24 protein-coding genes are annotated in these 21,115 nt (G+C 69.8%); 12 read left to right on the top strand and 12 right to left on the bottom strand.

What is annotated here, in order from left to right; genetic code table 11:
* Positions 1-24: 24 nt before the first annotated feature.
* From ACMCNO_RS01280 to ACMCNO_RS01290, 3 genes are all read right to left on the bottom strand, one after another.
* Positions 25-807 (bottom strand): aminoglycoside phosphotransferase, encoded by a 783-nt coding sequence (locus tag ACMCNO_RS01280; protein WP_412747590.1) that lies wholly within the window; start codon positions 805-807, stop codon positions 25-27.
* 16 nt (positions 808-823) lie between these two features.
* Complete coding sequence (locus ACMCNO_RS01285; protein WP_412747591.1) at positions 824-1,315, bottom strand: hypothetical protein; 492 nt, start codon at positions 1,313-1,315, stop codon at positions 824-826.
* Between the two features lie 100 nt (positions 1,316-1,415).
* On the bottom strand, positions 1,416-1,655 hold the full coding sequence (locus tag ACMCNO_RS01290; protein ID WP_412747592.1) for a hypothetical protein: 240 nt from the start codon (positions 1,653-1,655) through the stop codon (positions 1,416-1,418).
* Positions 1,656-2,187: 532 nt separating this feature from the next.
* On the opposite strand from ACMCNO_RS01290, the gene ACMCNO_RS01295 reads away from it, so the two are divergent.
* The 3 genes from ACMCNO_RS01295 to ACMCNO_RS01305 all read left to right on the top strand — a co-directional run bounded on the left by ACMCNO_RS01295 (position 2,188) and on the right by ACMCNO_RS01305 (position 5,767).
* On the top strand, positions 2,188-3,549 hold the full coding sequence (locus tag ACMCNO_RS01295) for a hypothetical protein (RefSeq protein WP_412747593.1): 1,362 nt from the start codon (positions 2,188-2,190) through the stop codon (positions 3,547-3,549).
* Positions 3,550-3,581: 32 nt separating this feature from the next.
* Positions 3,582-4,067, top strand: a complete 486-nt coding sequence (locus ACMCNO_RS01300; protein ID WP_412747594.1) for an NUDIX domain-containing protein — start codon at positions 3,582-3,584, stop codon at positions 4,065-4,067.
* 902 nt (positions 4,068-4,969) lie between these two features.
* A complete protein-coding gene (locus ACMCNO_RS01305; RefSeq protein ID WP_412747595.1) occupies positions 4,970-5,767 on the top strand; it encodes a hypothetical protein in 798 nt (265 codons plus the stop codon).
* A 583-nt stretch (positions 5,768-6,350) separates the two neighbouring features.
* On the opposite strand, the gene ACMCNO_RS01310 is transcribed toward ACMCNO_RS01305, so the two are convergent.
* The 3 genes from ACMCNO_RS01310 to ACMCNO_RS01320 all read right to left on the bottom strand — a co-directional run bounded on the left by ACMCNO_RS01310 (position 6,351) and on the right by ACMCNO_RS01320 (position 10,216).
* The gene (locus tag ACMCNO_RS01310; RefSeq protein WP_412747596.1) at positions 6,351-7,310 is read right to left on the bottom strand and encodes an AraC family transcriptional regulator; all 960 of its coding nucleotides are present in this window, start codon (positions 7,308-7,310) and stop codon (positions 6,351-6,353) included.
* A 115-nt stretch (positions 7,311-7,425) separates the two neighbouring features.
* Entirely contained in the window at positions 7,426-8,382 is a 957-nt protein-coding gene (locus tag ACMCNO_RS01315) for an AraC family transcriptional regulator (RefSeq protein ID WP_412747597.1), read from the bottom strand.
* Between the two features lie 391 nt (positions 8,383-8,773).
* Positions 8,774-10,216 carry a recombinase family protein gene (locus ACMCNO_RS01320; RefSeq protein ID WP_412747598.1) on the bottom strand — a complete coding sequence of 481 codons (1,443 nt, stop codon included), beginning with the start codon at positions 10,214-10,216 and terminating at the stop codon, positions 8,774-8,776.
* A gap of 21 nt (positions 10,217-10,237) precedes the next feature.
* Here ACMCNO_RS01320 and ACMCNO_RS01325 point away from each other — a divergent pair, with 21 nt between their 5' ends.
* Entirely contained in the window at positions 10,238-10,441 is a 204-nt protein-coding gene (locus ACMCNO_RS01325) for a DUF4192 family protein (protein WP_412747599.1), read from the top strand.
* A gap of 100 nt (positions 10,442-10,541) precedes the next feature.
* Here the strand turns inward: ACMCNO_RS01325 and fdhD are convergent, their stop codons facing one another.
* Positions 10,542-11,369: a formate dehydrogenase accessory sulfurtransferase FdhD gene (fdhD, locus tag ACMCNO_RS01330; RefSeq protein ID WP_412747600.1), complete on the bottom strand. Its 828-nt coding sequence runs from the start codon at positions 11,367-11,369 to the stop codon at positions 10,542-10,544.
* Positions 11,370-11,446: 77 nt separating this feature from the next.
* On the opposite strand from fdhD, the gene ACMCNO_RS01335 reads away from it, so the two are divergent.
* From ACMCNO_RS01335 to ACMCNO_RS01360, 6 genes are all read left to right on the top strand, one after another.
* Positions 11,447-12,046, top strand: a complete 600-nt coding sequence (locus ACMCNO_RS01335) for a molybdenum cofactor guanylyltransferase (protein WP_412747601.1) — start codon at positions 11,447-11,449, stop codon at positions 12,044-12,046.
* Between the two features lie 120 nt (positions 12,047-12,166).
* On the top strand, positions 12,167-12,439 hold the full coding sequence (locus tag ACMCNO_RS01340) for a DUF6457 domain-containing protein (protein WP_412747602.1): 273 nt from the start codon (positions 12,167-12,169) through the stop codon (positions 12,437-12,439).
* 48 nt (positions 12,440-12,487) lie between these two features.
* A complete protein-coding gene (locus tag ACMCNO_RS01345; protein WP_412747603.1) occupies positions 12,488-13,564 on the top strand; it encodes a T3SS (YopN, CesT) and YbjN peptide-binding chaperone 1 in 1,077 nt (358 codons plus the stop codon).
* A gap of 294 nt (positions 13,565-13,858) precedes the next feature.
* Positions 13,859-14,110, top strand: coding sequence for a hypothetical protein (locus ACMCNO_RS01350; protein WP_412747604.1), 252 nt, complete (start codon positions 13,859-13,861; stop codon positions 14,108-14,110).
* Between the two features lie 103 nt (positions 14,111-14,213).
* Positions 14,214-14,783, top strand: a complete 570-nt coding sequence (locus tag ACMCNO_RS01355) for a hypothetical protein (protein WP_412747605.1) — start codon at positions 14,214-14,216, stop codon at positions 14,781-14,783.
* Positions 14,783-15,196, top strand: coding sequence for a hypothetical protein (locus tag ACMCNO_RS01360; RefSeq protein WP_412747606.1), 414 nt, complete (start codon positions 14,783-14,785; stop codon positions 15,194-15,196). Before ACMCNO_RS01355 ends, ACMCNO_RS01360 begins: the two co-directional genes overlap by 1 nt.
* A 75-nt stretch (positions 15,197-15,271) precedes the next feature.
* Here ACMCNO_RS01360 and ACMCNO_RS01365 read toward each other — a convergent pair whose 3' ends face one another.
* Positions 15,272-17,149, bottom strand: coding sequence for a beta-propeller domain-containing protein (locus ACMCNO_RS01365; protein WP_412747607.1), 1,878 nt, complete (start codon positions 17,147-17,149; stop codon positions 15,272-15,274).
* A gap of 53 nt (positions 17,150-17,202) precedes the next feature.
* Positions 17,203-17,661 carry an Lrp/AsnC family transcriptional regulator gene (locus ACMCNO_RS01370; protein WP_412753577.1) on the bottom strand — a complete coding sequence of 153 codons (459 nt, stop codon included), beginning with the start codon at positions 17,659-17,661 and terminating at the stop codon, positions 17,203-17,205.
* 67 nt (positions 17,662-17,728) lie between these two features.
* Here ACMCNO_RS01370 and ddaH point away from each other — a divergent pair, with 67 nt between their 5' ends.
* Positions 17,729-18,556 carry a dimethylargininase gene (gene ddaH / locus ACMCNO_RS01375; RefSeq protein WP_412747608.1) on the top strand — a complete coding sequence of 276 codons (828 nt, stop codon included), beginning with the start codon at positions 17,729-17,731 and terminating at the stop codon, positions 18,554-18,556.
* On the opposite strand, the gene ACMCNO_RS01380 is transcribed toward ddaH, so the two are convergent.
* Positions 18,557-18,703 carry a hypothetical protein gene (locus tag ACMCNO_RS01380; protein ID WP_412747609.1) on the bottom strand — a complete coding sequence of 49 codons (147 nt, stop codon included), beginning with the start codon at positions 18,701-18,703 and terminating at the stop codon, positions 18,557-18,559.
* 102 nt (positions 18,704-18,805) lie between these two features.
* Here ACMCNO_RS01380 and ACMCNO_RS01385 point away from each other — a divergent pair, with 102 nt between their 5' ends.
* Positions 18,806-19,381 (top strand): bacterial proteasome activator family protein, encoded by a 576-nt coding sequence (locus ACMCNO_RS01385; protein WP_412747610.1) that lies wholly within the window; start codon positions 18,806-18,808, stop codon positions 19,379-19,381.
* Between the two features lie 7 nt (positions 19,382-19,388).
* On the opposite strand, the gene ACMCNO_RS01390 is transcribed toward ACMCNO_RS01385, so the two are convergent.
* Both ACMCNO_RS01390 and ACMCNO_RS01395 read right to left on the bottom strand, forming a co-directional pair.
* A complete protein-coding gene (locus ACMCNO_RS01390; RefSeq protein ID WP_412747611.1) occupies positions 19,389-20,204 on the bottom strand; it encodes an HAD family hydrolase in 816 nt (271 codons plus the stop codon).
* The gene (locus tag ACMCNO_RS01395) at positions 20,204-21,025 is read right to left on the bottom strand and encodes an HAD family hydrolase (RefSeq protein ID WP_412747612.1); all 822 of its coding nucleotides are present in this window, start codon (positions 21,023-21,025) and stop codon (positions 20,204-20,206) included. Before ACMCNO_RS01395 ends, ACMCNO_RS01390 begins: the two co-directional genes overlap by 1 nt.
* Between the last annotated feature and the right edge of the window lie 90 nt (positions 21,026-21,115).

Here is a 21,115-nt window from a genome sequence, read left to right on the forward strand (position 1 = left end):
CGACGTCTACATCCCTCAGCTCAGTCACTGGGAACGAAGGCGCCGGTGGGCCGCCCACTTGCCGGTCCAGGCCGCAAGGTCGTGTACCCACTGATGAGGGCTCTGCCGGGACTTGGCCGACCACTTCGAGGCGTTCTTGGACGCGAATTCGTCCAACACCTCAGGATCAGTCGCAGTCCATGCAGGGAACCTCGCGAGCCAGTTCTCAGCCTGCTCGGGCTTGTGGCCACTGCCGATCAGCCACTGAACAAGCAGGGCGAGTTCGACCCACGAAGCGGCCTTGGTCGCCCATGCCCAATCGACGATCCGCAGGCCGTCCGTGGTCACGATCAGGTTGGTCGGGTTGAGGTCAGAGTGGATGACCATCGCGCCCGTCATCGCCGGGTGCCCGAACCCGAGCCGGGCTTCAGGGGTGAACCACGGTCGGCCCGGCGCGGGGGTCTCCTGAAGTTCGTTTAATGTCGCAGTGAGCAGATCAAGATCCGGACTTCCGGGGGACAGATCGGCGTGGGGACCGTCGAGATGTTCGGTCCCCACCACCAACCACCCATCGGACTGGAAGTCCCACAGGACCGCGGCTGGATACCGGCCAACGGCCTTCGTGACGGCCAGTTCGTAGCGCAGTGTCAGAACGTTCGTCTCGGCTGAGGCAGCCTTGATGAACACCGTTCCGTTCGGCCCGGTGACGGCGGAGGCGATCTCCGCGTGGTCGCCGGTCACGGCCGGGGTCACCTCGAAGGCTCCGCCGATTCGGTCGGCGATCTCGGTGGTGACGGCCTCCGGCAAGGCGGTCCAGTCACTGCGCAAGGGAGATCCTTATCGGTCAGGCGTTGATACCGGGCTGCGGCGGGTTGGGTGGGCAGCAGGACTCGGCCTCGCCGCTCCAGAATTCCATGTCGACCGGGTAGCCGGTCGCGTGCAATGCCGACAGCGTGTAGGTCATGGCGGTGCCGTCCTGCATGGCCTCGGTCAGGATCGGGCGGTGGTGCACGTAGTGGCCCGCGACCTCGTGACAGGCTGCGGTGTAGGGCTCGCTGATCTGGAGAGCGGCGTGCCACACGGCATCGACCGGGCGGGTCGGGACGACCCGGTAGGACTCGCCGGACGGCAGTGTCATGCCGTAGCCGGGGTTATCGTGCGCGTCGGCGTATGCCTTGAGGAAGATCAGAAACTGCTCGGTCGCTCGTTCGGCGTAGGTCTGAGTGACCTCCTGCTTGGCGGCGAAGTAGCGGGCGATCTTGTCGAACACCTCAGCCGAGACAAGCGTTCGAGGGTCCGCGACGATCGCACCCGGCATGTCCGCGGTGATGGTCATTTTCTGTACCTCCTGCTCCGAGGGGTTATGGGAGGCTACGCACCACAGGAAGCGGACGGTGCGTAGAGTCTTGCCATCTGCACGCCTTTCGGCACAATGATCAAATTTCCTGCGTGAACGCAGGGCCGCGTATGTAGAGTTCGCGGCCTTGCCAGCCGCCGTGATGCTCCGGCGTGCCCTTCGCGCATTTCCCGAACACGCGCCACCACGTCAAATCGTCGCCGTAGTCGCATGGCTCAATCACCATTTCGACACGACAAAGGATCGGTCCAGCGCCGTACTTGTAGTCCTCGTCCGCCAGGCGCAACGTGACGCCCGGTCGGGGCCTATCGGCCACCATGGGCGACCGCGCTTCCCCGGCTCGGCTCCCACGCCCGCAACGCGGTGAGCAGGGATTCCAACGGTGCCGACTCGGGCGGGTAGACCACGGCCGCACGGCCGACCGCCCGAAGGCCTGGATGGAGCGACGCCCCGCGGACTCGCTTCGGCAGCGCAGGGAGCGGCGTCAAAGGCGCACTGACGGTACGCGCAGATGGTGGGGTTCCCCTGACCGTGTAAGCCATGACGTCATACCTCTCGTTGAACCGGACCGGATTTGTCGATGTCGGCCGAGCACCGTTGGGGTGATCCGCGCGGGCCGACTCGCACCAGACAGAGGACCGGCGTGACCATTCCGCTGCTGAAGAAGTATTCGATGAGCGCCTTCCCATCGAAGGGGGCTGCCCTCAGATCACCAGATTTCCGGCCTGCTCGTAAGAAGGCGAGCCTTGCCCCGGAATGCTGATCCAGGGCACAGGTTGTGCGGGGTTGCGCGCACCCAGATGATCAAATCCGGACCACGTATGGTGACTCCGTTGGCACAGGAGGTACCGATGGTGCGACCAGTCACGAACCACGAACTCGAGGCGCTGCTGCACGAGGCTGGGTACGGATACGCGCATGGCGCCTTCGCCCGCCAGGTGAACCACGCGGCCGGCGACCATGGTCACCTGCGCTACGACGCCTCGACCGTCTACTGGTGGCTCCGGGGGCGCTGCCCGGACCGGCACATCCAGGAGCTGATCACGACGGTTCTGGCCCGCAGGATCGGCCGAACGATCACCGTGGACGCCCTCGGTCTCGGGGGCGAGGGCACGCAGGTCGGACTGCATTACCCAGGTTCGCCACGAGAGGCGGTCGATGTCGGCAGCCGGTTGTGGAGGATGACAGTGCAGCGCGGAGACCTTGTGGCTGCCACCCCGTTCGTCGTCGCAGCGGCCTTAAACACCGGATTCGCCTGGCGCTTCGACCCCGCCGACGCCACGGTGGCGCACCAGGGGAGCCGACGGATCCTCGACTCGGACGTCACGGCGCTGCAACTGTTCGCCGATCAGTTCGCCGAGCTCGACCGCCAACACGGCGGCGGCGCTCACCACACACGCACTCTGATGAGCGACTTTCTGTACCGAAATGTCAGCCCGATGCTGCACGGCACCTACACCGACGCGGTCGGACGACGGCTGATGACCGCTGCCGCCACCATCGCCGGGCAACTCGCGTTCATGACTTACGACGCTGGTGAACACGGCGCCGCCCAACGCCACTTCACCACGGCGCTGCGCCTGGCGAAGGCCGCCGATGATGCCCTCTACGGCGCTCACGTGCTGGCGAACCTCGCCACCCAGGCGATCTACCTCGGCCACGGCCCCGAAGCAGTACGACTCGCCCGCGCCGCGCTTGACGGCGCTGGCCGGGCCCCCGCCTCCGTCCTTGCCCGTCTGCACACCACTGAAGCGAGCGCGCACGCCATGGCCGGCGACCGGAGGGCCTGCACCAGGGTCCTGGCCAGGGCCGCCCGCGCTCTCGCCAGATCCCGACCAGGAGACGCACCAGCTTGGGCCGGGTACTTCAGCCCCGCGCACTTCGCCGGCGCGGCGCTGCGTTGCCACCGTGACCTTCAGCTACACCGCCAGGCCGTCCGCTACGGACCCGCCGCACTCGACGTTCCGGCGGGAAACGTTCGAACCCGGGTGCTACATACCGCTCTGCTCGCCACCACCCATGCCGCCGCTGGCGATCTCGATGAAGCTTGCCTCCTCGGTAAGGAGGCCATCCAGCACAGCCGCACCATCAGCTCAGGGCGCGTCCGCCACCGGCTCGCCGAGTTCGCCCGTGGGCTGACACCGCATCGTTCGGTCGCGGGCGTCGCCGACTTTCTCGAAGAACACCGCAGCGCCCTCGCCGTCGCTGTGTGAGCGCAGCGGGCAAACTCGACTACCGTCGCCCCATGAACACGTGGGTCGAGCCTGAGGTCTGGTACGCGCAACTGCCCTCCTTCCACGCCGCAGCCGCCGCCCTGATCACCGCCACCGGCACCGACCACGTCCTGCTGGTGAAGCCCACGTACCGAGACGGCTGGTCACTCCCCGGCGGATACGTCGAAGCAACCGAGTATCCCCACAACACCTGCGCCCGCGAACTGCATGAGGAACTCGGCCTCACTGTCAGACCCGGCGCCCTGCTCGTCGTGGACTGGGCCCCACCTGAAGGCAAACGCCCCCGAGCAATCATCAGCCTGACCTTCGACTGCGGCGAACTCTCGCCGGATGTCGAGATCACCCTGGCAGCAGGCGAACTCGACGACTGGGTGTTCCGCACGCCCGACGAGGCGGCAGCGTGTCTGCCCGCCAACGTCGCCCCGCGCATTGCCGCGGCTCTGCAGGCACGCGCCCTCGGAGAGACCGCATACCTGGCCGGAGGCCGAATCATGTAGCCCGACGCCACGCGCGGCGTCTGCGGCCTGGGAGATCCACAGAGGACGCGAAGATCTCGATGCGTCCCCCGTCCTGCCCTTTGCGCTGTTCGGCGCTCCACGAACCTCTGAGCAGGCGCGACGACGTATGGCCGATGGTCGACGCGGGCGCAGCCGTGGGCGCCGCCGTGGCCGCGTGACGAAGTGACGGAACGAACGTCACTCTCCTATTACTTCTTCAAATTCCTTCTCCTCCTTTAAGCAGCAATAGAGAGTGACGCAACTTCCGTCACTTCGTCACCTCGACCGACGGCACCGCCCACCGACCCGGGCCTCTTGAGAACCTCGTCCTGCTCCCGCTGGACCGTGTCGCGGTTCGGCCGCGCCCGCCGAAGCGAGCAACCCATGCCGCCGCGATGTTGCGTGAACAGGCTGAGCCGACCTGGCCGACTTGCAGAACGTCCCGCCCTTCACCTGGAGCCTCGCGCGGCATTCGGCTGCGGGCGGGACAAGTTCGCGGTGCACACCCTCGGCCGTCTGGCGGGACGCCGAGGAGAGCGCGCCGTTGGGCCAGCGCTTCCGTGAGCGGAGCCGCCGCGTGTCTGCCACTTGGCGGCTCCGCCCCGGTCCGCCCCGACGCCGCCAGCAGGCGCGCCGCCCGCCAATCGCCCGCGCCACCAAGGAGGCCGCTATCCCTCGCCACACCCGAACGCCCAGCCGCAGGCGACGCCGTCCGTCAGTCGCGCCGACCTCCCGGCCGACCGCCCTGGTCGTCAACCGCGATGCCGTCGCCGCGATGCGCAGTGGCTACCGCGTCGTCCACGTCCAGGGCGCCACGCCCGTCTACCGATACACGGACGCGTGACCGAACCCACTCCGGACCGCTCGCCGCACCCCCCGCACCGCCCGAAGGGACACTGACCATGGCGAAACTGACTGTCTACGGCCGAGACGACGGCCCTATCGACCTTGAGCGTGACCTCCCGCCCCACGTACTCGCCTCGCCCGAGTGCCCGCCCGACATCCGCGACGCCCGCCGGGCATTCGAGGACGCCGACGCCCGCCGTGCACCGTTCGCCGACGCTCTCCAGGCCGTCAAGGACGAGCCCGAGGACCGCGCCATTGCGATCCGCCGCGCCGTCCGCGACGGTGAGGAACCGCCCAGCCCGCTCGACCCCATCGCGCACGCTGAGCGCGTCCGCATCGCCACCGAGCAACTGAACGCGGCCACCCGCGTAGCCGTCACCGCAGGCAACCGATACGAGCAGCTCATCCCCGTGCACCGCGACACGCTGCGGACGATCGTCGCCGCGCACGCCCCAGCACTCGCCACGCGGGCCGCCGAGTCCGGTCGCACGGCACAGGCCGACTACGCCGCCGCGCAAGCGGCCCTTGACGTACTCCAGATGCTCGACTACTCGTACGTCGGGACCGAACCGGACGAGACGCGGCGCGTGCGGATGGAGCACACCGTGGGCGCTCACTACCACCGCGTCGAGAAAGCAGACCCGCGCAACGAACCCGGACGCCCGATGCGGATGGCGATGTCGTGGCATGACGTCCTTGCCGTGACGGCTGGCATCCCTGCCGACATCGCGGTCCGTGATCCGCTTGCCGAACCTGACGAGGCAGTCGCGTCCGCGCACGCCCGCTACCTAGCAGTCCCCGTCGACGACCGGGGCCGCGAGCCGATCGTGCTGGACGGGCAGCCGCGCCGATGAGCCCCCGACGACCGGAATCTGACCAGGCTCGCGTCGCCCGCGTCGTCGCTGAAGCCGACGACGCCCGCCAACGCCGCCACCAAGAGCCGCGCGCCGACCGCAGCTGGATGATCGCCCCGCAGCGGAGCGCTACGGCCTCCCGCCTGAGCTGGCCGAACGCATCACCGCCGACCGAACCGCAGAGATCCACGCTCAAGCGCGCCAGCTCGCCATTGCACACGCGACCGCGCACAGTCCGGCGCCGAGGCCGGACTGACACCGGAAGCAGCCATCAAGCTTGAACTCGTCGCCGGTCGCCACCCACGGCAGAGCCAGCAGCCCTTCGACCCGGTCGAAGTGATCGAGCGGCTGCGAAAGCCGCACTGACATCGCACACGGCCCGGCCGCCCGAGCGCGGTCGGGCCGCCCTGCGACCTACACCCGACACGGCACCACGAGCCCGAGCATCATTTGAGATTCGGTAACAGAGGGTGGCCGCCCCTGGGGGATAGACCCCCGCTGGTTTGCTCCCGCACCGAAGCGGCATAGCGTCTCGGGGTCTGTACGGGCATAGAGGTCGCCAACGGCGCGCCATGAAGCGCGTTCAGTTACGGAGCGTATGCCGGGGCGAGTGGCCGTAGACCGCGCGGTAGTAGGCGGCGAACCGTCCGAGGTGCCCGAATCCCCAGCGCCGGGCGATGGCGGAGACCTCGTCACCGTTGGTCGGGTCGGCGGCTTGCAGGTCCTCGTGGACGTAGGAGAGCCGTACCCGCCGCAAGTACAGCAGGGGCGTCGTGTCCAGGTGGCGTTGGAAGGCCTGTTGCAGGGTGCGGACGCTGATCCCGGCCGCAGCGGCGATGTCGGCCATGGTCAGCGGCCGGGCGGGGTTCGCCTCGATGAACGCGACCGCGCGGCGGATTGCGGCAGCCTGTGCCCCTGACCGGCTGGTATGGCCGCAGGTGTACGGAAACGTTGCCAGGGCCGCGCCCGCGATCATGTCGATCGCGCCCGCCAACACGAGGGGATGAGCAAGGGCCGTGTCCGGGTCGTGCAGCTGCGCGTGGATGTGCTGCATGGTGGCGCGGAAGTAGCGGCCTAACGCGGGCGTTATCGGGCTCATGTCGGTGAACCGAAACCGGCGCGGATCGAGCCCGACATGGGCCGCGACGGGCGCAACCGGCAGCCGCAGGACCACCGTGTCGAGATCGCGGGCGAAGGAGCTGTGCGTCTGACCCATCGGGGCGACCACGGTGTCTCCGGCGGTCATGTCCACGTGCAGGTCGCGGGTGTGGATGCTGGCCTGAGCCCGGCCCGCCGTGATGAAGCAAAGGAAGTCGAAGGGCGGGCTCTGCATGTCGACGCCGATCGGGCTGGTCACGTCGTCGACCGCTAGCGGTCCGACGCTGACGCTGCGCTGTCGGTAGAAGAAGGTGAACTTGTCTCCGGAGATCTTCATCCGGGTGTCGGCGTAGGTGCTGCGGACGATCTCGACGGCTTGCTCCGGGTCGTCGGTGGCCACCTCGAAGCGGTGCACCGGCCCGGCGTCGGTACCACGGAGATCCATTGTCTCCTCCCTGGCTGGTCGGCTAGCCCGCCGAACCGGCCGGGGATCGACGGGTTCCTCTGCGTTTGCCTGCCGTTCAACTATGCCCCGCGCCAACTGACGAGGCCACTGGCTGTCACCTGTGGAGGGTCTCCGAGGGCGGGCACCCGTAGACGGCGCGGTAATAGCCCGCGAACCGGCCCAGGTGGCCAAAGCCCCAACGATGCGCGACCCGGGACACCCCGGTGCGGGCCGGGTCGGCCGCGCGCAGCTCGTCGTGGGCGTGGGCCAGGCGGACACGCCGCAGGTAGCCCACCGGCGAGACGCCCAACTGCTCACGGAAGCCCTGTTGCAGGGCGCGGACACTGACCCCGGCCGCGGCGGCGATGTCGCCGATGGTCATCGGCTGGGCCAGGTTCGCCTCGATGAACGCCACCGCGCGGCGGACCGCAGCGGCCCCGATCCACGGCCGACCCTCATGGTCACAGGCGTGCGGAAACGTCGCTAGGACCGCACTGGCCATCAGGTCGATCACCCCGGCCAGGACCAGGGGATGCATCAAGGCGGTGTCCTCGGCCTGCAGCGAACGGTGCACGTAGTCCATGGTGGACCGGAAGTGGCGGCCCAGGGCCGGGCTGAACGGGACCACGGAGGTGAGCCGGAACCGGTCTGGATCCAGTCCGGCGCGGGCCGCGACCGGCGCGACCGGCATACGCAGGATCATCGTGTCAACATCGCGGACAGACCCAGAGAACGGCACCCCGACCGGGTTCGCCGCAACGTCACCCGGCCCGACCTGTGTCTGCTCGGTGCCGACACGGAAGCTGGACTGTCCGCCGCGCAGGGCGATGACACACAGGGAGTCGAACGGCGGACATTCGATGTCGACGCTCATCGGCTGCCGCACCGTGTCCACCGCCAGCGATCCCGCCTGCACGGTGTGGTGACGGTAGGAGAACGTGGCTTCGTCACCGGAGATCCTTATCCGCGTGTCGGCGTAGATGCTCCGCACGATCTCGACGGCTTCCTGCGGGTCGTCGGTGCTCACCGCGAAGCGGTGTACCGGCCCGGCGCCGGTGCCGACGGGGTCCATCGATGTTCTCCCTGGCGGGTGGGGGTAGCCCGCCGAACCGACCGCGGACCGGCGGACGCTCGACAGTGCCTGACCGTTCCACTATGCGGTGGGCGGCGACCGGCTGTCACCCGTGCAGGGTATCCGCGGGCGGGCACTCGTGGACGGGGCGGTAGTGGCTGAACCGGCCGAGATTGACCAAGCCCTATCGATGGGTGATGTGAAAGGAGGACCAATGGCTCGCGGCACACTGCACACCCCCAAGCCCGACGACCAGCGCCGACGCCGCAACGCGCCGACGCACGGCGAGGTTGCCCTTCCTGGTAGACCAGTCAGAATCGTGGCCCAAGGTCGGTGAACGTCAGAGGCCCCGCACCGGAAGTCTCCGGGCGGGGCCTCGTGCGTCTGGCTCTCATTCGAGGTCCGGATCGCCCTCGGCCCAGCGGAGCAGCACTCGACTGGAGTCGAACCCCTGGCGCCCAGTCGGTCGCCCAGGATTGGCCGCCAGGACCCCGACAGCGTCGGTAAGCAGTTCGCGGCGACCTTCGGTGCCTCGTCGGTCCCACTCCTGGCCCAGCGTGAGCCCGGTGGGCACCCGCTCAACGACAGTTCTGCGTGGTGCGGCCTCGATTCGCGCCCGTTCCGCTTGCAACTCCTGTAGCTGAGCGAAGGCTTCTGGCGTCGCCGCCATCGCCATGTCCGCGAGAGCGGCCGAGATACGGTCATCGATTTCTGCGAGATCGCCGTCACCGGTCACCGTGACACGCTCGACGGTCATCGGCACATGGGCAAAGGATGCCAAGAACTCCCCGGCGACGAACTCCTCAACCCGCGGCGCGTCGATGTGCACGGACCGCGAGCAGAGCTGCCCCTGACCTCGCGCGTTGCACCTATAGACGATTCCCCGATCCCGGCCCGGGGTGGCGACATAGAGCCGCGCCCCGCACGATCCGCACGTGATGATCCCGCTCAGCAGGCGGGCGGGCGCCCGGCCGCGTGGCCCCGCCGCCGCCTTTGGCGCGAGCGCCTTACGAAGGGCAAGCACCGTTGGCAGGTCAAGCACCTCGGGAAACGGCGTGAACCGCTTGCCGGTGTCGTCCCGTAGCACTTTGCCGCCGATGCTGACGGCGCCCGTTAGGGCGTCACCGGTCAGCATCTGGGTCAGTGAGACCCGGCGCCAGGTGTTCGAGAACCGGGGCTTATGTCCGCGCTCGTTGAGCCAGCGCGTCACCCGTCCCAGGCTGTGCCCAGCCAAGATCATGTGAGCCGCCTCTTGGACGACAGCGGCTTCGGTCGGCTCGACCGCCAGCGTCTTCCCGACCCCGTTCGCCGCAGGGACGACGCGATAGCCGTACGGGGGAGCACCGCCAGGCCACCGCCCGGCCCGCCGCAGGCGGTCGACTGCCGATCGGGTGCGGTCACGCATCCGCTCCCGCTCCGCCCGAGCGATCTCCGCCCGGATAACGAACAACATCCGGAACGCTTCGCCGTCCGCTGAGTCGAGCCCCTTGGTGTCCATGAGCCGGACTGGTGGACTGACGATCTTGCCGGTGGCCGGGTCCTTGCCCTCGACCACGTCCAGGAGCGCTGCTGCGACGTTCAGGCCCTCTCGCGTCATCCGGTCTACGTGCCACGCGATGAGGACGTCAGCGCGCCCCTCGCGGGCATCGGCGAGCCATGCCTGAAACCCCGGCCGGTCCCGCAGTGAGCCCGTGTAGCCGTCATCGACGTGGAGGGCGATCTCCTCGAAGCCTTCCCGCGCGCACAGGGCGCGCAGGTCGGCGATCATGCCGTCCCGGGACATGTTGGTGCTGCCTGCCGCCTTGCTGAGTCGCACATTGAGCGACGCCCGCATCGGTCCTCCTCGCCTGATGAGGTGTTTAGAAGATTAGCCGCGTTCGCGGCGTGGCGGGCGGGGCTCGGTGCGCTGGCGCGCGTCGCGGTGGACCGGGCGCTGGTGCAGGATCCCCGGTACCCGATGGCACGGCTGCTGGAGGACGTCCTCGGTTACGCCGTCGACCCCGCGGCGGTCACGGGCTGGCCCCGTGTCGTCGTGCCCGATGGCCCGGCACCGGCCTGACAATCCGCGCTCGCCCGCCAGGTCCGGACTCCAGCTTGGCCGGATCTTGGTCGGTTTCCGCCCGCCCGGGGGCGCGAACTGACCAAGATCTCGAGCGAGGTCAGCAGGTGACGCGGTGGGGGGCGGTGTAGACGTTCATCGAGCGGCCACGCAGGAATCCCACCAGTGTCATCTCGGCCTCCTCGGCCAGCTCCACGGCCAGCGTGCTGGGCGCGGAGACGGCCGCCAGCACGGGCAGCCCCGCCATCCACGCCTTCTGGGTCAGCTCGAAGCTGGCCCGGCCGGAGACGAGCAGCAGGTGCCCACGCAGCGGCAGCCGGCCCTCGCGCAGTGCCCACCCGACCACCTTGTCCACGGCGTTGTGCCGTCCCACGTCCTCGCGCAACACGACCAGCGTGCCGTCGGGGTCGAACAGCCCGGCCGCATGCAGACCGCCGGTGCGGTCGAAGGTGCGCTGCGCGGTCCGCAGGCGGCCGGGCAGCTCGGCCAGCATGTGCGCACCGATGGTGACCGGATCCTCGGTGAGCGCGAACCGCGACCGGGTTCGTACCGCGTCGATGCTGGCCTTGCCGCATACCCCGCACCCGCTGGTGGTGGTGAAGTTCCGGCTCGGGTCCGTCACCGGCGGCGGCACGTCCGGGCCGAGCACGACGTCGATCACGTTGTACGTGTTCGGAGCGTCGGTCCCGGCGCAGAGCTGGGCGGTGACCACGTCCGCGGCGCCCCGGATGACGCCCTCGGTGAACAGGAAGCCCAGCGCGAGATCGATGTCCTGGCCGGGGGTGCGCATCGTGACCGTCAGCGGTGCCCGCCGGACCCGGATCTCCAGCGGCTCCTCGGCCGCCAGGTCGTCCGGCCGGTGCCGGGGCGCGCCCGCGGAGTCGAGATCGATGCGGAGCACCGGTCGCCGGTTCATCGTGCGCGCCATGGTCCGACCCTATGCCGTGCAGCGGCAGGGTTCCCGGTGCGGTCACGCTCCTGTCCCGGCCGGGATACGGTACGTACGTGGGGGGATTTGCTGCGGTGGTTCTGGCCGGTGGTGCGGCGCGTCGAATGGGCGGAGCGGACAAGCCGGCATTGACGGTCGCGGGGCAGTCCATGCTGACCCGGGTGCTCGCTGCGGTGCACGACGCCGACCCGCGAGTGGTGGTCGGCCCGGTGCCTCCCGATCTGCCCGTACACGTCGATTCCACGCGCGAGGACCCGCCCGGTGGAGGTCCGGTGGCGGCGACGGCGGCGGGGCTGGCCCTCGTTCCGGCGGATGTCTCGCTGACCGCGTTGCTGGCCGCGGACCTGCCGCTGCTCACCGGCGAGGCGGTCGATGTGTTGCGTCTCACGGTGGAGTCCGCACCCATGCAGGGCGCGCTGTACCGCGACGCCGAGGGCCGCCGCCAGTCGCTGTGCGGGGTGTGGCGTACGGCCGCGTTGCGCGACGCCGTCGACCGGCTGGCCGGCAAACGGGGCGACCTGCACGGCGCACCCATGCGTGAGCTGCTCGACGAGCTGAGCTTCATAGACGTCTCGTGGCGACGGCCGGGTCCGCCACCCTGGTTCGACTGCGACACCGACGACGACCTGCGCGCGGCCGAACAGTGGGCTCGATGAGTTCTGCGGGCTCGATGATCCTCCTCGCCGTCGGTGAGGCGTGGAGTCCGACCGCCTGCCCGTCCCCCGACCCGACGATCAGGGCCACCCGGGCGACCAGGTGGCCGGGGAGTGAATGCGATGAATGAGCTGGAGGCCTGGCTGGCGGCGGCTGGTGCCGAGGTCGGCGTGGCACCCGCCGAGGTCGACACCGCGGCGCTGCTCGACGTCGCCCGTGACGTCGCCCACCAGGTGCTGCGGCCGGGCGCGCCGGTCACGGCGTACCTGATGGGGCTGGCCGTGGGGCGCGGCGCCGACCCGGCCGACGTCGCCGCGCGGATCCGGGCCCTGGCCCTGGCCTGGCCGCAGCGGGCGGGCGCACAGCCCGTCGTCGCCGACCCACCGACCCCGTGAATCCCGAGCTCGCCGCTCGGTAGGGTGACGGGGACGGAGGTGGCGATCATGACCGTGGATGACGCGCACGAGCAGCCCGAAGGCGGCCTGCTCGACGAGCCGACAACGGCTGACCTGCGGGCCAAAGTGACCGAGGCCTGGCGTGAGTTCGCCGGTGCGCTCGCCGCTCTGCTGCCCACGCTCTCCCCCGGCGCGCACGTCGACCTCACCCTCGACCCCACCGCGTCCGGCACCGGGGCGGCCATCTACTCGGTGAGCCTGCGATTGCTCTCCGGTGGCGTGGTGGAGGCGCTCGCGGTCGGCAACGCCGCCCTGCCGGAGGGTTTTCGGATGGACCGGTCCGCCGTGGCGGACCTGGTCGCGCTCGGCTGGTCGCCGCCCGGGGTGCTGCCCGGCTCGGGTGACTCGTTCGGTCTGCGCACCGAGGTGTCCGCCGCGAACCGGCTCGCCACGGTCGTCACCCGCACGCTGCGCGACGTGTACGGCGCACCGCACCCCGCGTTCCTGGTCTATCTGGTGCACGACGAACAGGACGAGCCGCTCGAGAGCCCGCCGCTGGGCACGGCCCGGCACGAGCCGGGCGTCGGCCAGGCCATCGACCTCGCCGACCTCGACGAGGACGGCGTGTTGACCGAGGCGCTGGCGAACGCGGCCGACGAGGTCGTTCCGCTGGAGGAGCGGGTCCGCACGGTCGTCGCCACGATGTCGAAGACCACAGTGGACCAGTTGCAGGTCGACACCGACGGCGACATCGGCATCCGGGCCGGGTCGGCGATGGTGTTCGTCCGGGTCCGCGACAATCCACCGCTGGTGGACGTGTTCTCCCCGATCCTCACGGAGGTCGAGCCGACCGAGCAGCTGTACGTCAAGCTGTCCGAGCTGACCAACCGCATGCCGATCGGTCGCCTGTACTGCGCCCAGGACACCGTGTGGGCCTCCATCCCGGTGTTCGGCCGCAATTTCCAGGCCACCCATCTCATGCTGGCGGTGCAGGTGATGACCGGTCTCGCGGACGAACTGGACGATCGGCTGCACGGCGAGTTCGGCGGTAAGCGCTTCTTCGGCGAGGGCGACAAGCCCGCGGGCCGGACCGACGGCGAGCATCGCACCGGTATGTATCTGTAGGCACACCCCACGTGGCTGCGGACCGGTATCGCGATACCGGATACTCGTCGGTCCACATAGGTGAATTGTCGCCCCGAATCGTCGCCGAACTGCCTGCATTGATTGACGTCAAATTACGGTGATATTGTTCACTGTCCTTTTTGAGGACTTTGTAGTTCGTCGGGGCAATGCGTCAAACCGTGGACATCAATTGATTTGCTACTTTGCCTGCGGCTCGCGCTCATGCCCCTCCTGAGTTCCACAGTCACGGCGGGGGAACGATAGAAGCGCGCGACGAAATCGAATCGGGGTGTCATGAGCAGAATCCGCAAAGGACTGTTCGGTGCGGCCACGGCCGCTGTCCTGACGGCCGGGGCGCTGATCCCGGGTACCGCGGCTCAAGCCGCAGGGGCCTGGTACGACGTGGGTTGGTACCGGAACAAGTCCACTTGTGAGGCCGAGGGCAAGAAGGCCGTCAACAAGGACAAGAAGGATGCCTACACCGACTGGCGGTGCCAGTCCGACTCGCCGGGCTACCGGCTCCTGGTCCTGCAGGTCTGGAAGTAATCCGTACGCGGCTCCGGAGTCGTTGAGCCGCCCACGGCGATCACCCGGTTGAATGGGCGCGAAGCCCTGGCCGACTGGTGCAATTGTGTGCTTGGAGAGGTGTATGAAGACGTTCCTCATGAAGGCGGTCCTCGCCCCGGTCGTGGCCCTCGGCATCATCGCCGTTCCCGCTGCGGCCTGGGCCAAGGAAGGTAAGACCGGTCACTCCGGTTGCTACAAGGCCAAGGCCTCCGACACGTACGAGTCGTTCCTGCAGGCGAACAACTCGACGACGAAGATCAGCAGCGAGGGCGGCGATGTGACGGTCACCTCGATCGCCACCGGCACGGCCTACGACTGCGGCCCCGCGGGTCGCGGCAAGTCCGTCCCGAAGATCACCGTGGAACTGCAGTTCCACGCCGAGGGCAAGCGGCTGTCCTGCGGCGGCACCGTCGGTGGCGGTGTTTCCGGCGGCGCCCCGGGGGTCAACGCCAGCATCACCTGCAACGGCGAGAAGACCGACATGAACGTCTCCCTGAAGCACACCTGCAAGAACACGGACAAGTGCAAGATCTCGGTCTCGGACGAGACGTTCTCGGCGTCCAGCGACGGGCGGATCTCGATGCTGGAGACGAAGGTCATCGTGACCAACGGAACCAACGTCCGCACCTCGTCCCGCGTGAAGCTGTTCTGATGCGGCCGGGACGAAAGACGATCGCCGCGGCGACGGCCGCCGTGGCCACCGCCATCGGTGTGCTCGTGCCGAGCGCGGCGAGCGCCGCCACCGACCCGGGAAACCCGCACTGCCGGCTGGCTGTCAGCCGCATCAGCGAGTCCGTCGACTTTGTCAGCGGCACGGGCCGGGTGAACGACCGCAGCGGTTGTGGCGGGACGACCATCCAGGTCTCCGTCGAGCGCAGCCGCTTCTGGGGCTGGGAGGTCGTCGCGCGTTCCGAGGTGAAGCGGGACCGCAGCGACACCAGAGTGATGTACGACTGCACGGGCACCGGCAAGCACGACTTCCGGCTGACCATCGTGCCGATCGGCATGTTCGACGAGGCGGTGCATTCGTCGGTGCTGCACGGGGTGCAGTGCTCCTCGCGCTGATGTGAGGCGGGCGCGGCCCGCCACCGGCGACTTCAGATGACGATCTGGGTCCGTGGTGGCGGGCCGCGCCCGTTGTCACGCCGGGAGCCAGGCCAGGCGGTCCATCGTGGACAGGCCCGAGGCCTGCAGGCCGGAGTCGGAGACGGTCCACAGCACGTCACCGACCACCAGCGTGCGCCGCACGGCCGGGGCGACGGCGTCCACCACCCGCGGCTGCGCGATCCTGCCGACCTCGGTCAGCCCGCCGTCGGTCACCCGCAGGGCCAGCGCCGACGCGGTGGGAATGCTGCGGCCACGCGGATCGTACGTCGTGACCGGCACCACGAGCAGTTGCGTGGTGGGCCACCACAGCAGGGCGTGCGGGTCCCATTCCGCCTCGGACTGGCCGTCCGCGATGTGGTGCTGGGCCAGGCGCCTGGGGTGGGCCGGATCGGTGGTGTCGAACAGCGACACCTGGGTGCCGGTCACCCGCCCCGCGGTGTCCGCCTCCTGGCCGACGCCGATGAGCCGCCCCTCGCCGACCGGCTGCAGGTGCGCCGAGTAGCCGGTGATCTTGAGTTGGCCCGTGACGGCGGGGTGCGCCGGGTCGGCGAGGTCGACCGCGTACAGCGGGTCGGTCTGCCGGAAGGTGACCACGTAGCCGCGCGGGCCGATGAACCGTACCGAGTAGATCCGTTCGCCGTGGCCCAGACCGTCCACGACGCCGACCGGTGCGAGGGTGTCCCCGCGCTGCTCCAGCACCCGGACGGCGGAGGCGGACGTGCTGTCGTCGGTCGTCGCGACGCGCAGGCGCCCGTCCCACTCCGACAGCGCGTACTGGTTGACGAGCCGGCCCGGAACGGATCCGGCGGCCGCGTACCGGGGACGGTCGGCGCCGGTGAGCTCCAGGCGGAAGATGTCAGTGTTCCCGGCCTTCGGTGTGCTGAAGGGTTCGGGCCCGGTGTCGTATCGCCACCGCTGGTCGCCGGCCAGGTAGAGGCTGGTGGCCGTGCCGTACACGGTGTCGGCGTCGGCCACCACCGTGACCGGGTCCCCGTCGGTGAGCGCGGGCGCGTTCAGGTCGAACGTCAGCACGGTGAGCAGGGAGGTGCCGGAGAAGTCGGCGGGCCGGCTGACCCGGTCGCAGCCGACCTGGCCGGAGGTCGTGGCGGAGCCCGTCGTGACGGACCAGTCGGGCAGCCAGGCGCTCAGCGGCGCGCGGCCGACGGCCGTACGGTTGGCCGCCGTCCGATCGCCCTCGACGCTCTCGGGTCGATCCGGCATCTGGATCTCCGGCATCGATCGCAGCACCACCCGGGCCACCGTCCCGGTCTGCCGGGCGTCGACCAGCGTGCCGTCGCCGGTGTAGCGGCTGATCACCCGCGGAGTGCCGCGCAGGTCGACGAGGAGCAGCTGCGCCTGACTTCTCATCGGCGGCCCGACGCGGTCGATCGCGGCCTCCAGGTCGGCGGAGCGGACCAGGACCAGGGCGACGTCCCCGGCCAGCAGCAGTTGCGGGTCGCCCGCGACGTGGAGGTCCAGGCGGCCGGTGGTCTTCCGGCTGGCCGCGTCGACGATTTGCAGTCTGCCGCTGGTCAGGGTGACGATGCGCCGGCCGTCGGTCTTCACGATGTCCGGTTCATCGGCGTCCTGCTCGTGATTGTTGGTGTCCGAGTGCGGTGCCGCGGGAGCGGGGGCGGGTGCGCCCCCCTTCTCCACAGCGCGGGCGCTGTCCGCCCTGGCGTCCGCGACCCCCGCGCCGGGCAACCCCCACGGGCCGACCGCCTTCCTGGTGTGCGAACGCAGGTCATCGAGCAGCTGCTGGCAGGAGTCGAAGGCCACGAGCCGCAGCGCCCCGGCGGAGATCGTGCTGATCGGCCGGGGCGGTGCGGGGCGCGAGGTGCAGCCGCTCAGCGGCAGCGTGGCGGCGAGGGCGCCGCAGAGCAACGGGCGGGTCCAGCGTGGGGCAGGCATGTCGGTGGGACGTCGGGCGGACCCGCCCGGTTCCGCTTCATTTCCAGACCGGCTCAGTTCGGCGCGGGCACCTGGGTGGGGGTCTCGACGAGCCGGGACAGCACCACCATGCTGCGGGTCGAGGTGACGAACGGCTCGGCCCGCAGCCGTTCCAGGGCCTGTTCCAGGTGGCCGATGTCGGCGGCCCGCAGGTGCACCAGCGCGTCCGCCTGCCCCGACACGGTGTACGCCCCGACCACCTCGGGGTGGCGCCGGGTCGCGACCGTGATCTGCGCGGGCGTGGTCCGGCCGGTGCAGAACAGCTCCACGAACGCCTCCGTCGTCCAGCCCACGGCGGCCGGTTCGATGACGGTGGTGAACCCCTTGATGACCCCACTGGAGCGGAGGCGATCGACGCGGCGCTTCACGGCCGGCGCCGACAGGGACACCTTGGCCCCGATCTCGGCGTAGGACGCGCGGGCGTCATTCACGAGCAACGCAATGATTCGCTGGTCTACGGCGTCCATCTGCAACGATTCGTCTCCGACGAGCAAGGCTTCGACCTGTTTCGTTCCTCTCAGCGTACCTACCCTTTACCTCATGAGTCACACGGAGCGGATGCCGCGTACCCGGACATATCTGATGTGCCCGCCGGAGCACTTCACGGTCGAGTACGCCATCAATCCCTGGATGGACACCACCGCTCCGGTCGACCCGGTGCTGGCCCTCAAGCAGTGGCAGATGCTGCACGACACACTCGCCGACCTCGGGCACCAGGTGCACGTGCTGAGCCCGCAGCCCGGCCTGCCCGACATGGTGTTCGCCGCCAACGGCGCGTTCTCCGTCGACGGCACCGTGTACGGCGCCCGCTTCAAGCACCCGCAGCGCGCCGCCGAGGCCGCCTTCCACCAGCTCTTCTACGCCAGCGGCGCGTGGCGCTTCGCCGACCCCGCGTTCGTCAACGAGGGCGAAGGCGACTTCGCGTACCTGCCGAACGCGTACGGCGGGCTGATCCTCGCCGGGTACGGCTTCCGCACCGACCCGGCCGCGCACGCCGAGGCGCAGGAGGTCCTGGGCCGCCCGGTGGTCTCGCTCAAGCTGGTCGACCCGGCGTACTACCACCTGGACACCGCGCTGGCCGCGCTCGACGACCGGAACGTCACGTACTACCCGGACGCCTTCTCCGCCGCCTCGCAGCGGGTCCTGCGCCAGCTCTTCCCGGACGCGGTGCTGGCCGACCGGGCCGACGCGGAGGCGTTCGGCCTGAACCTGGTCAGCGACGGCCGCAACGTGGTGCTCAACACCGAGGCGGCCGGCATGGCCGACAAGGTGCGGGCGGCCGGCTACACCCCGGTGACCGTGGACCTGTCCGAGCTCAAGCGCGGCGGCGGCAGCGTCAAGTGCGCCGTAGCCGAACTCCGCCCCTGATCATCGCCCGTCATGAATGAAGCCAGCCTTGGCGAGTGCCTGGAGGACCTTCCGCATCTCCCCCTGGCTGGCCACGTCCAGCTCCAGACAGCGGGCGACAAACCAGTCGTCCTCCCGGTGCACCGCGGCGGTGAACGTTCGTACCATCGACCCCCCTCAGGCTGCCAGGTCACATCCTATGGCCCTGCTGCGCGTCGCGGCATGACGCCCGTGGCGAATAGCTAGCGGCCGTGCGGGAAGATGGAACGCATGACCGACGACACCCCCACCCCTGAGAAGCGTGACGACGGCTCCGTCATCGTCGTGGGTCCCGACGGCCGCCCGATGGGCACGGTGGACGCCAACGGCGAGGTCAACCCGGAGGACCCCGGCAATCTGATCGAGCAGCCGGCCAAGGTCATGCGCATCGGCAGCATGATCAAGCAGCTGCTCGAGGAGGTCCGCGCCGCGCCGCTCGACGAGGCCAGCCGCAGCCGGCTGCGGGAGATCCACCACCGCTCGATCAAGGAGCTGGAAGACGGCCTCGCGCCGGAACTGCAGGAGGAGCTTGAGCGCCTGTCCCTGCCGTTCAACGGCGACACCCCGCCCAGCGAGGGCGAGCTGCGCATCGCGCAGGCCCAGCTGGTCGGCTGGCTGGAGGGGCTGTTCCACGGCATCCAGGCGGCGCTGGTGGCCCAGCAGATGGCGGCCCGCCTGCAACTGGAGCAGATGCGCTCGGGACGCCCGGCCCTGCCGGTAGGCCCGAACGGCATCATCCCCGGCATGCCGGGCCAGGCCGGCTCCGGCGGCGAGGGCACCGCACACAGCACCGGCCAGTACCTGTAACGAAAGATCAGAGCGGAAACAGCCGCTCCAGGTACGCCGCCACCCCGTCCTCGTCGTTCGTGAGCGTCACCTCGTCGGCGACCTCACGAACGGCGGGGTGGGCGTTGCCCATCGCCACCGACCGGCCCGCCCAGCTCAGCATCGGCACGTCGTTGGGCATGTCCCCGAACGCCACGACGTCGTCGGCCGTGAACCCCTCCTGCTCGCACAGCCAGGCCAGCCCGGCCGCCTTGGTCACCCCCGCCGCGGAGATCTCCACCAGCGCCGACGAGGAGGAGTGCGTGGCCTCGGCCAGCCCGGCCAGGGTGTGGCCGACCAGGGTGTAGAAGTCGTCCGGCGCCTGGGTGACCGAGCGGGCCAGCAGCTTCACCGCCGGAACGGTCGTCAGTTCCTCGGGCGTCGCGAGGACCCGGACGTTGCGGTGCTCGGCCTCCCAGGTCATCGGCCACCGCTGCTCGTACCAGAACTTGCGGCCGTCCTCGACCTCGACGGCCAGCGCGACGTCCGGGACGGCCTCGCGCAGCCGCTTGGTCACCTCCAGCAGCAGCTCGACCTCCAGCGGGGCGGCGCGCAGCACGTGATCGGTGTCGGGGTCGTAGACGATCGCCCCGTTCGCGCAGACCGCGGGCAGCGGCTCGGCCAGCTGGTCGTAGAGCTGGCGCAGCCAGCGCAGCGGGCGACCGGTGACGAGCACGGTCGGGATCCCCTTGCCGTGGAGCCGGTCGAGCGTTTCGGCAGTGCGCGGGCTCAGTGAGCCGTCGGTGCGGATCAGGGTGCCGTCGATGTCGGAGGCGACGAGGCGTACCGGCGGGGGAGCGGACATCACCTCGACAGTAGCTTGTCCAGGAACACCGCCACCCCGTCGGCGTCGTTGGCCAGGGTCACCTCGTCGGCGGCGGCGAGGACCGACGGGTGGGCGTTGGCCACCGCCACCCGCCCCCAGCCCGCCCAGGCGAACATGGGCAGGTCGTTGGGCATGTCGCCGAACACCAGCACGTCACCGGGATCGACGCCGATCGACTGGGTGACCACCGCGAGGCCCGCGCCCTTGTCCACCCCGGGCGGGCAGATCTCGATGTAGTTCATGCCGGCCTGGGTGACCGACGCCACCTCGGGCGGCACGATCCGCTGCGCGGTGGCCAGCAGGTCGTCGACGTCGCAGTCGGCGCACCGGGCGAACGCCTTGATCACGTCCACGGCCACGCAGACCTCCCGCGGCCGTTCCTCGATCACCACCGGGTAGCGCCAGGTGGGGTCGCGGTCGCCCCACAGCGGGGCGTCGTCGTAGTCGAGTGCCTCCACCAGCACGGACAGCGGCCCGACCGCGGCCTCCAGGTCGGCCAGGATGCCAGCGAGGGCGCGCCCGGACAGCCGCCGGGTGTGCAGGGTCACCGGCTCGTCCGGGTGGCTCTGGTCGATCACCCAGGCGCCCTGGGCGAGGACGAGGAATTCCGCGGCGCGGATGTCGGTGCGGGTCAGCCCGGTCAGCCGGGGGCCCCGGCCGGTGGCCCCGACCACCCGGATTCCGGCGGCCCGGACCCGGTCGAGCACCTCATGGGTGTACGGGGACACGGTGTCGTCGCTGCGCACCAGCGTGCCGTCGAGATCGGTCGCGATGAGCTTCGGCAAGCCGGGCTTGACCATCTCTACCTCCGAGGGTGGTAAACCCCCGCGGAGGGCGGAAGGAGAAGGCTACACCCGGCCCACCACCGGCGGCCATCACGTTTCGTGGCC

It is taken from the genome of Krasilnikovia sp. M28-CT-15 (assembly GCF_047159595.1).
Classification (GTDB): Bacteria; Actinomycetota; Actinomycetes; order Mycobacteriales; family Micromonosporaceae; genus Actinoplanes.